Here is a 13,431-nt window from a genome sequence, read left to right as displayed (position 1 = left end):
CTAGAAACTTAATTACAACAGCAATTAACCAAAATATATAAAGCTTACTATTTTTCGATATACAATTTCTATCCAAAAATGGCAATTTTTTATCCTAATATGGTAATTGTTCAGTAATTTATTGAACACAGTTATACTCTGAACCGCAAAACTCAATTCACAATCCTTATATCCAAAGTCTAAAATTCTGAGGGTCAAAAAGAAATACCTCAAACAGTGAATTGTGCTATTGTAGGTCTATTAACAATTAACCGTAAAACCACTATCTTAGAGAATCAGCACTAGTGTTCCAGCCAAAATCATGACAGTACCCAATATCACTTGCAGCGTTAGTGATTCCTGGAGAAAAAGAACTGAGAACACAAGTACCAAAAGCAAACTCGATTTGTCTAAAGGTGCTACTAAAGAAGCCTTTCCAACTTGTAAAGCACGAAAGTAAAATAACCAAGATAAACCAGTTGATAATCCAGATAAGATAAGAAATAGCAGAGTTTTAGGAGAAATTGTCAACAGTGCATCTATTTGTCCTTTAGTAAAAACCCAACCCCAAACCATAACTAGAATTACAACTGTACGAATTGCAGTTGCTAAAGTGGGGTTAATTGCTTCGACTCCAATTTTACCAAAAATAGTGGTTAAGGCTGCAAAAAGTGCTGATAATAAGGCGAAAAATATTGCTTCCTTTTCATGATTGATCATGTAATATCTCTAGTGTTATTAGTATTTATTGATAAATAATATCATTATTTTATTAGAGAAGTTCAGTATATTAAGCTAATAGATATTTTAAACATCTCAGAAAGTATTGCTACTTAATGAATAGTTATTGCAATAAGCACTAATTGCATAATATTTTAAATTAACAATTGAAAAAAGTTTAAATATGACAAATTTAATTTTGGATAATGAATTATTGGTTACGTCTTAATTATTGCGATCGCAATTCGTATTTTCTTCCCCAGCTAACAAATTTGAGGAGTCAAAATTTGATGTTTTATGGGATTTAGCCGTGATAGTTCAGAGCTAAATTTTGCGGGTGATCGCCCCAAAGAAATTTCTTCGCTAACACATATATTTGGATGATTTGGGAGATATTCGCCAATTACCTATGTGGGTAGGGTTCATGGTGTTGACAACTAAAGTTAATTTCGATTCACTGTTTTGTCCAAGGGTAATAGCTGCTCTTGTAAAGATTCAAGAGTAATCTGTGTACCACTGGGTGAAGGTAAACCCAGACAAATATAAGAAGGAATAAAGTAGACTCGGTTGTTTCTACTCGCACTTAATGACTGAGCAATAGTGTTGGTTTGCCAAGATTTTTGCACAGATTTTAATTGAGATTTGGTAAAACTATTGGTATTTCTGATTCGGCTTAATTCTACAATGTTATATCCTTGAACAATGATTAAATCGGCATCAAATTGGGGTAATTTTTCTACGGAAATTTGTTGAGTAATATTTGTGGGTATAGAGTTGGAAACAGTAGCCAGTTTAAATCCAATATCCTCTAATAAACCTCCACAAAAATCTAGAGGAGTGACAATATTTATTGAAGAGTTGAGTTGTTCTGAGGATACCATGAGAACTTTAGGATAGGCTTTCACAATCGGTGCTAATACTTGGCGAGTTGTTGCTATTTGTTGACGATGGGCTGCTACGATTTTTTTAGCTTGATCAGTACGTCCTAAAACTTTAGCGATCGCTTGTAGAGAATCTTGCCATTTATCTCTACCAACATAGTCAAATAGCAATGTAGGCGCAATTTGGGATAATTGACTATATTGCTGCTGATTTCCCCGAATATCCCCCAATATCAAATCTGGCTTGAGTTTGATGATAGTTTCTAGGGATGGATTGCTACTCATTCCCAGGTTAGCAATTGGTTGAGTGATGCGATCGCCTAAATAGGGAATCTGTTGGCTAGGTTGATCGAAGTCGCCACGACGATTGCTAAATATTTCTGCGTAGCCAATCGGCTGGACATTTAATGACAGTACAATATCTAACATCTTGGGATTGAGAACCACAATCCGTTGTGGATGTCCACAAATCTGCGTTTCTCCTCCCAGATGTCGCACTGTTTGACAATCACCTCTGGGTGTGAGATGGGAAGACGGGATGTCAGACGGTTGGTGATGACAACCTAAAACTGAGACTAAAATTAAACAACTTAACAGCAATAATCGCACAATTACCCTCATCCTAAAAATTCACCAACATCGAACCCAAAACCGTCAATGGTTATCCGGGGAAACCTGCATGAGTACGGCTACCAAATCCCCCACCTGCTTGTATGTTCAACATCAAACATCTGTCGGAGTTGTGTTCAAAGTCAGGAATTGCCTACACTAATGATAATTAATAGCAATAATTTTACCACGGAGTTGAACGAGGATAATGCTAACCAGACTTTGGCGATCGCTGACAAGGTTAAGAATGTCACATACTGAAGAGTCACCTGGGTTTAGGGATGAGTTGAGCAGTAATCAAATCAGAATGTCAAGGTAAGTATGGTTAGATGTTTAATAGAATTTAACGAGAATGCTTCATGCGGCGTGACTCAATTTTTTACAAACTATTTCAACAATCACCAACTCTGTTATTTGAATTGTTAACCAATCCTCCCACAAATGCTGAAGCATATCGGTTTGATTCAGTAGCAGTCAAAGAACCGAAGTTTGAAATTGATGGAGTTTTTTTGCCACCAGAGGATGAAAGACCAGGGATAGTGTATTTTTGTGAAGTGCAATTTCAACGGGATGAACAGCTTTACGAAAGGGTATTTGCAGAATCATCATTATATTTCTATCGCCAACGTAATAGATTTAGAGACTGGCAAGTTGTGATTATTTACCCTTCCCGTAGTATTGAGCAAAGTGATATTTATCCCCATAGAAATCACCTCAATGGCGACCAAGTACATCGCATATATTTAGATGAGTTGGGGGATATTCGCTCTTTACCTATATGGGTAGCTTTAATGGTGTTAACTACCCTTGATGATGAGCAAGCACCACAAGAAGCAAGGTATTTGCTAGCCAGGAGTCAAGAAGAAACACCTCAAACCCAAAATCGCGCCATAATAGAGCTACTAACAACTATCATGGTCTACAAGTTTGAAGATAAGAGTCAACGGGAGGTTGAAGAGATGTTAGGGATTACACTCAAGGAAACAAGAGTTTACCGTGAAATTAAGGAAGAAGGAAGGGAAGAAGGACGAGAAGAAGGACGAGAAGAAGGACGGGAAGAAGGAGAAAAATCGCTTGTTTTGCGTCAATTAACTCGTCGTGTGGGAGAATTATCTCCAGAGGTGCGGCAGCAAGTTGAATCTTTGTCCTTAGAACAATTAGAAAATCTTGGCGAAGCACTGTTAGATTTTCAGGGAATGGCTGATTTAGAGGCTTGGTTTGCTCGCTGAAGTTGAGTGAAGACAATCCTCAAAAAGTATAACCACCACTACCTTTCCCCAGGTGGAATTTGCGCGAAAATAGCAGCTTGTAACACTTCAGGTAATTTTTTCCAAGCTATATTGCCTTTGTGACTCTTGATATACAATTCCATAAATTCCAGTAAAGATGCTGCGCTTTCTTCTGGAGTTAAATTGACGAAAAGATAGGTGGGTTTGTCTGGGTGAGAAGCAGCTACAACACAACCGTGATTACAAGCCCATAAACATTCAACGGGTTTAATTTCTAGTTTATGGAGTGACGATTCTTCACTACATAAATCTTTTAGTTTTTCTAGTAAGATATCACCATCAAAAGGGGGATTATCTGGACGTTCCTGAGAAGAACGGTGACAAGATTTGCAGACAAATAAATTATATTTGGGCATGATTTTAAGTGATATTAACTATGTATTTATCAAGGTCATCGAGCATTGCATAAGCTGCAAGCATATTCAATCCCCGCCAAACAGAAAAATCCACTATGTAAACTTGATTTTGCTGCACAGCTTTGAGTTTAGACCATAAAGGCTTTCGCTGAAGTTTTTTGATCACAGAGTAGTCGTCTTTGCGTAGCGGCGCAATAAACAGGATATCGCTATCAATCTTGGGTAAAAGTTCTTCCGAAAGAGGTAAATCATAATCACCAGATTCAGCAAATATAGGTTTTAATATACCAATATCATGCAAAATTTCACCTGCAAAAGATTTTTGACGGGTAATAACTAGTTGTCCGGCAGCGACATAAGCAAATGATATGCTATTCTTTTGCTGATTATTACCAATTGCTAGCTTTAATTGGTTAACGCGTTGATGATAGTAATTTATTAGTTGAGTACCTGTTGCTGTTTTGTTTAAAATCCTAGCAGTATCTTGAATGTGTTGTTTCCAGTTTCCTCTAGTTTCGACCCAAGGTAGAACTACTGTAGGTGCAATTTGTGCAGCATATTTATAAATACCTGCAAATCCAGGATGGGAAATCACAATAATTAAATCGGGATGGAGTAATACAAGCTTTTCTAAATTAATTTGACCACTGGAACTTCTTAATATTTCTACTCCATCTGCTTTTCCTAGAAAGTAAGGAAAGTCATCTTCTATTTCCGTTGTAATCCAAGTGGCGATAGGTTTAGTTTCTAAAGCCAAAACTGCGGCAAAACTATTAAAATCTAAGGTGACAATTCGTTTAGGTTTGAGGGGAATACAAGTTTCTCCCCTAACGTGTTGTACCATTCGACATTTTGCAGTTCGTTGTAAAGATAATGAGTTTGTCGCTTCATAGGTAAAACTTTTACTGCTAGCCCAAATAGCAGTAAATAGTACAGTTCCTAATAACAATAGGACAATAAAGCGATGTGAAATTATTTTCATAGATTTGTGTTTGATAAAACAGGATTGATACACATCTCCAAAAATTTAGAAGATTATTGTTGCTGAAGATGTGTAGATAAATCCTGCCAGCTTTTATCCTCCAGTGTGAGTTAAGAAATCATGAGATTGTCAAAATGTCCAAGAAACAGTTCCTTGGACTGTAAATGGTTCACCAGGAGAGACGCGCAAGCGATTGAACGCATTTTCAAAATAGTCTATGTCAAAGAGGTTTCTGATATTAATCGCTGCACGGAATCTATCTTGTTTGTAGAAGAGAGCTGCATTAGTTGTTAAATAGCTAGGTACTTCAAATGTATTTCCAGCATCTCCAGCGCGATCGCCTACATAAAACAATCCTAAACCAAAGCCTAAACCCTGTAAATTTCCCCGTTGAATTTCGTAGGTTGTCCATAAGCTAGCAGCATGGGGAGTTGTCCGTTGTACGCGGTTGCCGACAGGAATGCTATTATCTTCGGTGACACGAGCATCGTTATAGGCATAACTAGCAAATACATTCCATCCTGGTAAAATTTCACCTGCAAGACTCAGTTCAATACCTTGGCTGCGCTGTTCTCCGGTTTGAATGGAAAAGCCTGGATTATCTGGGTCGTCAGTTAAAATATTGGACTGGGTAATGTCATAAAAAGCTAGTGTCGTAGAAAGCCGACTATGCAAATCTGCTTTTACCCCAACTTCGTACTGCGTCCCCCTTGTCGGCTCAAAGTCGCTTCCATCAAAGGCTTGACCAATAGCTGGTTCAAAGGAACGGCTATAGTTAGCATACAGGGAAATAGGTGGAATCGGCTGATATACAATACCTATGCGGGGACTAAAAGCACTACTTGATTGACTTGTTTCTGTAGCGGCGAGAAAATCTTTGTTATTTTGAGTGAAGGTGTCAAATCTACCACTGATGAGTAATTTTAAGTTATCGGTAATTGTTACCTGGTCTTGTATGATAAGACCAAGTTCATCAGTGACGGTGTTAGTATCAAGCTCAAATGTGATTGCTCCCACTGGTTGACCGTAAATGGGATTAAATAAGTCAATGGGTGCGGCTGATCTACCCGTAAACTTTAAGCTATTGTTCAGCCTTCCTAGATCAATACCAAATAATAATTGATGCTGGATTGCACCTGTGGCAAACTTACCAATCACATTTGCTGTTAGTCTATAGTCACGATAGCGATCGCTAGAATCGTTAGCTGTTCTCAGTAGGGTACGATTATCGGCTAAAAGCCTTGTACCAACGTTAATACCAGTACCATCATAGTTAACGTAGCCATACCGAAAAGAATTATTTAATGACCAATTCTCATTAAATTTATGCTCTAGTCTATATCCAATCCTGGCAGTTGTGACATCAAGTTCGCCTTCATTAGTGATGCGACTACGGGGTATTTCGCCATTAGGATTAGAAAAGATAGTGCCAATTGCAGGCAAGCCTAAGTTATTGTTGTCTTGCTCTAGATTCTTATAAACTCCTTCAATGGTCAAATTGGTATTTTTGCTCAGTTCTAGACTCAAAACTGGTGCAATTACTAGATTTCTAGTTTGGCTCAGATCAGTAAAAAATCCTTGATCTCTGTAAGATGCGTTCAGCCGATATAGTGCTTTTTTCTCATCATCTAGCGGCCCCGATAAATCCACCTCACCACGATAAAAATCAAAACTACCCACAGTTGCTTCAACAAAGTAGTAAGGATCTCGTAAAGGCTGTTTGGTGACAAAGTTGACTGTTCCACCTGGAGACGTGGAACCTAGTAAAACTGAGTTTGGCCCTAGAAGAATTTCGATATTTTCAATTCCTGTCAAGTCAGGCCCCACATTAGAGGCTAAACCGTTAGTCTCTTTAATGCCATTTAATGTGGGTTGGCTAAAAAATCCCCGTACTTGCAATCGCAACGAATCAAAGTTAGAAGGTGCGGCGTTACGCACACTGGGAGCATTCAACAGCGCGCTTGATATATCGGCACGTTGATCCCGCAACACTTCTTGGGGAATAATCTGAATCGATTGGGGAATATCTCGCAGAGGTGTATCTGTCCTTGTCACTGTACTGGCATTGGGAACACGATATCTATCTTGCTCTCCCGTGACTACCAACTCAATTGGCTCATCCTGCTGGACTGTTGGTTCTTCTCGTGGTGTTGCAGTTGTTGGCTGTTCTGGGGGTTGTTGGGTTGTCGTTGTCGTAGATGCTACTACGAAAATCAGCCCTTCATCCCCATCAAATAACTCAACTGTAGGCAAAATATTCTCACCCACTATCAGGACTCGTATATTATTGCTGTCAATATTTGTTACTGTGATTCCCGTAATTCCTGCAAGTGCTTTTTCCGAACGAAATGTGAAAGCTTCTCCCGAAGATAAACGCAACTGAGCATTGGAAATATCTGCAATAAAGTTATTACCCTCACTACGGTTTGTGATTTGCAGTTGATCTCCCTGGGTTGTCTCTAAAATTACTTCTACACCTTTGTCTGTGGGATTTGCTTTTACACCCGTGATGGTAATAGCTGATGGAGTTGCAGGAGAATTAGTTGGTATTGGAGATTGAGACAACAAACCATTAATGCTACTAACTGGGGCTTTTAATTCCCCTAGTTCCATGATTTCTGGATTTTCCCCTTTCGCCTCAGCCACAGCCGTTTGGGCGGTGGAACAATTAATAAAATATCCTAATAAAGTAATACCTAACCAAAAACGCACATTTGGTAGAAATGTCAAATTAGTCACGCCCCTCTCCACACCAGTAAATGAAATTATTGCGTAAAGTTCTCAGTTGTATCTAGAGGTAGTTTAGATAAATTGGTGCGATCGCGTCTATCCAAAAATGGCGTTAATATCCCAAAACGGCATTAGTAAAGAGAAATAGATTTTTTACCCAACAAACACTCACTCGGTGTAATTCCAAACTGACGTTTAAAAGCCGCCGCAAAATGTCCTAAATGAGAATAACCCAATAAATTCGCCACTTCCGCTACAGTCACCCCACCATGTCGCAGAAGTTCTTCGGCACGTTCCAAACGCTTCTGCGTCAGATAACTAAATACAGTTGTACCAAATAAAGCCTTAAACCCATAGCGCAAAGTTCTATCACTAATACCGACAATTTCTGCTAATTCCACTAATGATGGTGGATTTTCCAAACGAAAGTGCAGAATTTCCCTAGCCTGATGAATGCGGTTAACAGTTGTGGGTTTAAGCTGTGGTGATGGTGCTAGTTCTGCTTGGTTATTTAAAATAGGAGCTAACTGCAAAGCCATAAGTTCTATGACTTTTCCTTGCAAATATATCTGTTTTGTCGTTCCCTGGTAGGGACAGGACATCATTTGCTTGACTACTTGTTCTATGGCAGTCGTAATTTCTGGGTAGATTAAGGATTGCCAGTCATCACCGTTGGCTAGCAAACGCAACTGGGGAAGCGTTTCACCATCATGATGGGGGAAAAAAGTTCGCAGCACATCAGGAGACATATGAATATTTATCCCTATATGTCGAGATTTAGAACTTTTGACCAACATCTGACGTTGTATCCCACCCCCAGAAATGCAAGTATACCCTGCTCCCAACTTCCCGCCATATTCATCGATAACTGTACCAGAGAGACTCACACTAAATTGTAAAGGGTGTTCCCACTCTGGTAGTTTTACCACTACATTTTCACGCAGATCATAATCAAAAATTGATAAGCAAATTTCTGGATGCACCTCAATATCTTTTCTTCCACCTTGACCAAATTGCTGAGGAAATTGGAATAAATACTCAAATGATTGCACATCTGAGCTAGATGTAACATCTGGGGCTGTTGTATTCCACATTTCTTCCCATTCTTGCTGTTTTAAAGTCAGGGTCATAGTAAAGACTTGGTTAGTATTGATTCTTTGCATCTTTGCGCCTACCGCAAGCGGTTCCGCGTTAGCGGTAGGCGTGTTAGCGTTAGCGGGGCGTAGTCCGACAAAAATCATCCCATTAATCAGCAAAGCCAAATTTTCCTACAAATTACAAGAATTTGCTTGTAATTGCATTTCTCCCTTGCGTCCTATTGGTACACACATTGGTGTTCCTACAACTGGGTCAGCAACAATACGACATTCTAAACCAAAAACTTCTTTGACCATTTCCTCATTCATTACCTGTTTTGGTTCTCCAGCCGTAAAAATTCTGCCTTGTTTAACTGCAACTAAATAATCTGCATAACGACAAGCCTGATTTAAATCATGCAGCACCATGACAATAGTTCTCTGTTGATGCTGGTTCAATTCATATAACAAATCTAAAACCTCTATTTGATGTGCCAAATCTAAAAAAGTAGTTGGTTCATCTAATAATAAAATATCTGTATCTTGTGCTAGTGCCATTGCTATCCAAGCACGTTGTCTTTGTCCACCTGATAAAGTATCCAAGGCTCTATCTGCCAATGTCAACAAATCTGTAATCTCTAAAGCCTGTTGGACAATTCTTTCATCTTTTTGTGACCACTGTTGCAACCAATTTTGATAAGGATAACGTCCTTGGGCTACCAAATCTCTAACTGTTAATCCTTCCGGTGCAACCGGACTTTGAGGTAAAATTCCTAATTGTTGTGCTACTTCTTTAGTAGAAAGATTAAAAATAGATTGTCCGTCTAAATAAACTGTCCCACCATAAGGCTTAAGCAACCTAGCTAAACCTCGTAATAGAGTTGATTTACCACAACCATTTGCACCCACTAAAGCACTAACTTTACCATGAGGAATTACCAAATTCAGGTCACGAATAATTGGCGCACCATCATAAGCTAAAGATAAACCTTTCGTTGATAATCCTTTCATATTTACTCCTATTTTAACTGTTGACTAATGACTGTTGACTAATGACTAATGACTAATGACTATTTTTTCCGATTACGAATTAACAAATAGAGAAAATAAGGCGCGCCGATAGCAGCTGTCACCACTCCACAAGGAATTTCGATAGGTGCAAACATGGTTCTGCCAAAGAAATCTGCGATGACAACTAACATTCCTCCCAACAATGCAGAGGTAGGGATTAGTCCTTGATGATTTGTACCGACTAACTGTCGGCCAATGTGGGGTGCAATTAATCCTACAAAACCAATCATGCCTGCGGTGGCGACTGCTGCACCAGCTAAGGCGACACCCACTAGCACCAGTAAACCCCGTTGCCATTCCACACGAGTACCTAAACCTTGGGCAACATCATCCCCCAAATTTAAGGCGTTCAACTGTCTAGCTAGTATCAACGCCATCGGGACAAAAACGATTAACCAAGGTAAGAAGGAAAAGACTTGTTCCCAGGTGCGTCCGTAAACACTACCCGCTAACCACACCAGGGCATCGCTGACGCTATAAATATCGCCAAAGGTAATTAATAAACTGGTGAATGCGCTGGCGATCGCAGACAACCCCACGCCCATTAAAATAAATAAAACCGGAGAACTACCATTGTTCCAAGCGAAGGAGTAAATTAACCCAGCCATCAATAAAGCACCGCAAAAGGCTGATAAGGGCAAAATGTAAATGGGTGCTGATGGCAATAAGACAATGACCGATACGGCTGCTAGACTTGCTCCCGCATTGATTCCAATAATACTGGGATCAGCTAAGGGGTTGCGTGTGATGCCTTGAAAGATAGTCCCAGCAACCGCCAGAGCCATTCCTACCATGACAGCTACTAGGGTACGGGGTAGACGCAGATTATAAACGACAAAAGCATGATCTGGGTTGCCTGTATCTATACCCAAGACAGTTTTGACGATATCTAAGGGAGAAATCGGATATTCACCCCGTCCTAAATTCATCACCATCGCCACCACAATAGCCACTGCCAAACATAGCAGCATTGGTGGTACACGGCGGTCAATTTGCAAAGATATAGACTCAGAACGGAATACAAGCCAGTCCAATTTCATTTTTTCACCTTCGATTTAGCCAAGTAGACAAAAAAGGGTGCGCCAACCAAGGCTGTCATGACTCCTACTGGTAATTCCTGGGGTTTGAGTAAAACACGCGCCGCCACATCTGCAATTAACAGCAAACTTGCTCCCACTACTGCGGAGTAGGGTAAAATCCAACGGTAATCAGCTTTGATAAAAAATCTCACCATATGGGGAACGACTAAGCCAATAAAGCCAATTGGCCCGGCAAGCGCAACGGAACTTCCCGCCAGTAAAACTACGCTGATACCAGTTGTAATTTTTACCCAGGTTGTCTGTTGCCCCAAGCCTTTAGCCACATCTTCACCCAGACTCATGGTTGTAATTTGTCTCCCCAGAAACAAGGCGACTACTAAGCCAATGACGACAAAAGGTAAGGCTGATAATAAGATGTCAAAATCTCTTCCAGCCAAAGAACCCGCTAACCAAAATCTGATTTCTTCTAAGGTGCGTTGACTGACAATCAAAATAGCAGTTGTGAGGGCAGAAATTAGAGCCGTTAACGCTGCACCTGCAACGGTGAGATTTAATGGTGTTGCGCCTCCCTTTCCCAGAGAACCAAGAAGGTAGACTAAGATTGCTGTCACCCCAGCACCTACAAAAGCCACCATCGTTAACACATTCAAAGAGGAGCTACCAAACATAAAAACTGTGGTAACTACAGCTAACGCGGCTCCTGATTCAATACCTAAAATACCGGGATCTGCTAGGGGGTTACGTGTCAAACCTTGCATTAATGCACCGGCGACTGCCAAGGATGATCCTACCAGCAGAGCAACGAGCGATCGCGGTAGTCTCACCGTCTGAATCACTAAATGTTCATAAGAACCATCAAAGATGATGAAAGATTCGATAATTGTCTTTAAAGGTATTTCTGCTGCCCCTAAAGTGACACTATAAACTAAGCAAATTAGCAGGATCATTATTCCTAAAATCAGACCTGCTAAGGGTGATAATTGCGCTATTTTCCAGTTTCTAGGTGATGCTGTAGTTGCTCTTGTCATGCTTTTGATGGTAGAGAGGGAATAGATAATTTAGGTCGAGAAAACCATAATTTTCTCTCCACAAAATTACTAATTGTTATTCTCAGTAGAGGCGGGAGCTTCTGAAGCTGGTTGAGCAGGAGCAGACTGACGAGAACGACGCAAAGCACTACGTAAGCGACTAGCACTAGAAGAAGAAGCTTCTTGTGTAGCTGGTGTTGGAATTCTGCGCCGTCTTCTATTAGCAGTAGACGGTGATGATGGAGAAGAAGGTGTAACATCAGAATCACGGCGCACCCTGAGTAAAGGACTCCTCACAGTTCCTTGACTTTCAGGTGTTCTGGTATTAGTCGTAGATGCAGTTTCAGATGCAGGACTACTGGGAGATAACCGTCTGCGTCGAGTGGGAGTTTCAGTATTATTGGCAGCCCTTGTACTTTGGCGATTACTAGAATTATCGTCCTCATTATTGGCACTAGCAGCAGTAGAACGTTGTCTAGCCTGTGCTTGTCTTTGTCGTTTACGTTCTTGTAACTCCCGATAACGTCGAGAACCTGTAATTGCATACTCGGTGGCAATAGATACCCCTTGTCTACCACTCTCTGAAGGCTTTAATTTCCAGTTCCGGGCTTGTCTGATTGTCTCTTCATCCAAATCCCGATTCCCACTTGAATTCACAATTCTGACATTAGTCACATTTCCTTTTTCGTCAGTATCAACGGCTACTTTCACCGTCCCTTCTATCCCTCTTCTTCTCGCCGCCTCTGGATACCGAGTACCACACTCACGACAAGCCGCCCGACCATTTCCAGAACGTGGAGAATCATTCCCTGTATTATTAGCTGGGGGTGCAACTCTCACAGGACTTGGGGCTGTAGCTACTGTACTATTTGTTGTATTACTAGTCCCCGTATTAGTACCACTATTAGTCCCTGTATTAGTACCAGTATTAGTCCCCGTATTAGTCCCTGTATTAGTACCAGTATTAGTCCCCACGGGAGTACCATTACCAGAACCTACCAACACATTAGAACTTGTCCCCTCAGTAGCGTTATTGTTGCCTTGTTGACTAGCTCTACTATCTCTCACACCACTCAACAAAGTTCTTAACTTTTCACTGCTTTGACTTGCAGATTGGGGTGTTGTTGGCTGTGATTTAACAGGTTGAGAAGTGGCAACTTCACGAGATGGTGCCACAGGCTGTGGTTTGGGTGCTTTACTCACAGGCTCAGACAACCTTTGCACTGGTTGAGGTGTGAATTTCTCAGGAGATATGGCCACCGGAGCAATAGCTTGGGGAGCAGGTGCGACTGGAGGGGGATTAGTCACAGATGTTTCTGGTTCTGGTGGAGTCACCTCTGGTGTAGGTTGAGGTGTGACAGTAGGCGCATCTACTATCGTCACCTCTAAAGGTTCATCAGCAATCTCAAGATTTCTGTTGAAGAAATTGCCAATACCGAAAGTTAAGACACCAATATGCAACGATACCGAACCAATCAGACTGTAAATCAGAAAAGACCGGAGAGTCTTAGCTTCCTTGGAACGCTGCTCAACAGCTATGCCCGAAAAGGTCATAATTTATTGCAAGTTAATATTACTAACTTAGACATATTAAGATGCCTAGATATAAATATCAAGTGATAATTATAGGTGGTTATTAACTGTGCTTAATAGCCAGAAAAGCGTTTTAT

At 40.6% G+C, this 13,431-nt stretch carries 11 protein-coding genes; 1 reads left to right on the top strand and 10 read right to left on the bottom strand.

The features are described 5' to 3' along the window. Positions 1 to 267: 267 nt before the first annotated feature. Together CLI64_RS06925 and CLI64_RS06920 are read right to left on the bottom strand one after the other, a co-directional pair. Positions 268 to 699, bottom strand: coding sequence for an EamA family transporter (locus CLI64_RS06925; protein ID WP_103136517.1), 432 nt, complete (start codon positions 697 to 699; stop codon positions 268 to 270). Between the two features lie 443 nt (positions 700 to 1,142). Next, complete coding sequence (locus tag CLI64_RS06920) at positions 1,143 to 2,189, bottom strand: iron-siderophore ABC transporter substrate-binding protein (protein ID WP_225977524.1); 1,047 nt, start codon at positions 2,187 to 2,189, stop codon at positions 1,143 to 1,145. 359 nt (positions 2,190 to 2,548) lie between these two features. Between CLI64_RS06920 and CLI64_RS06915 the strand changes: the two genes are divergently transcribed. After that, positions 2,549 to 3,418, top strand: coding sequence for an Rpn family recombination-promoting nuclease/putative transposase (locus tag CLI64_RS06915; protein ID WP_103136515.1), 870 nt, complete (start codon positions 2,549 to 2,551; stop codon positions 3,416 to 3,418). 38 nt (positions 3,419 to 3,456) lie between these two features. On the opposite strand, the gene CLI64_RS06910 is transcribed toward CLI64_RS06915, so the two are convergent. The 8 genes from CLI64_RS06910 to CLI64_RS06875 all read right to left on the bottom strand — a co-directional run bounded on the left by CLI64_RS06910 (position 3,457) and on the right by CLI64_RS06875 (position 13,315). Beyond that, on the bottom strand, positions 3,457 to 3,834 hold the full coding sequence (locus CLI64_RS06910) for a DUF1636 domain-containing protein (RefSeq protein WP_103136514.1): 378 nt from the start codon (positions 3,832 to 3,834) through the stop codon (positions 3,457 to 3,459). A 4-nt stretch (positions 3,835 to 3,838) separates the two neighbouring features. Beyond that, a complete protein-coding gene (locus CLI64_RS06905) occupies positions 3,839 to 4,816 on the bottom strand; it encodes an iron-siderophore ABC transporter substrate-binding protein (protein ID WP_103136513.1) in 978 nt (325 codons plus the stop codon). Between the two features lie 129 nt (positions 4,817 to 4,945). Next, positions 4,946 to 7,555: a TonB-dependent siderophore receptor gene (locus CLI64_RS06900; protein WP_103136512.1), complete on the bottom strand. Its 2,610-nt coding sequence runs from the start codon at positions 7,553 to 7,555 to the stop codon at positions 4,946 to 4,948. Positions 7,556 to 7,677: 122 nt separating this feature from the next. Then, positions 7,678 to 8,808 carry an AraC family transcriptional regulator gene (locus CLI64_RS06895; RefSeq protein ID WP_308418380.1) on the bottom strand — a complete coding sequence of 377 codons (1,131 nt, stop codon included), beginning with the start codon at positions 8,806 to 8,808 and terminating at the stop codon, positions 7,678 to 7,680. A gap of 6 nt (positions 8,809 to 8,814) precedes the next feature. Beyond that, entirely contained in the window at positions 8,815 to 9,633 is an 819-nt protein-coding gene (locus tag CLI64_RS06890; RefSeq protein WP_103136511.1) for an ABC transporter ATP-binding protein, read from the bottom strand. A gap of 59 nt (positions 9,634 to 9,692) precedes the next feature. Continuing rightward, positions 9,693 to 10,733, bottom strand: a complete 1,041-nt coding sequence (locus CLI64_RS06885) for an iron ABC transporter permease (RefSeq protein ID WP_103136510.1) — start codon at positions 10,731 to 10,733, stop codon at positions 9,693 to 9,695. Next, positions 10,730 to 11,761, bottom strand: a complete 1,032-nt coding sequence (locus tag CLI64_RS06880; RefSeq protein WP_103136509.1) for an iron ABC transporter permease — start codon at positions 11,759 to 11,761, stop codon at positions 10,730 to 10,732. Before CLI64_RS06880 ends, CLI64_RS06885 begins: the two co-directional genes overlap by 4 nt. 69 nt (positions 11,762 to 11,830) lie before the next feature. Then, positions 11,831 to 13,315, bottom strand: coding sequence for an energy transducer TonB (locus tag CLI64_RS06875; protein WP_103136508.1), 1,485 nt, complete (start codon positions 13,313 to 13,315; stop codon positions 11,831 to 11,833). Positions 13,316 to 13,431 lie beyond the last annotated feature (116 nt).

It is taken from the genome of Nostoc sp. CENA543, assembly GCF_002896875.1.
Classification (GTDB): domain Bacteria; phylum Cyanobacteriota; class Cyanobacteriia; order Cyanobacteriales; family Nostocaceae; genus Trichormus.
Note: the sequence above shows the minus strand (reverse complement) of the source record. Positions and strands in the feature narration are given on the sequence as shown.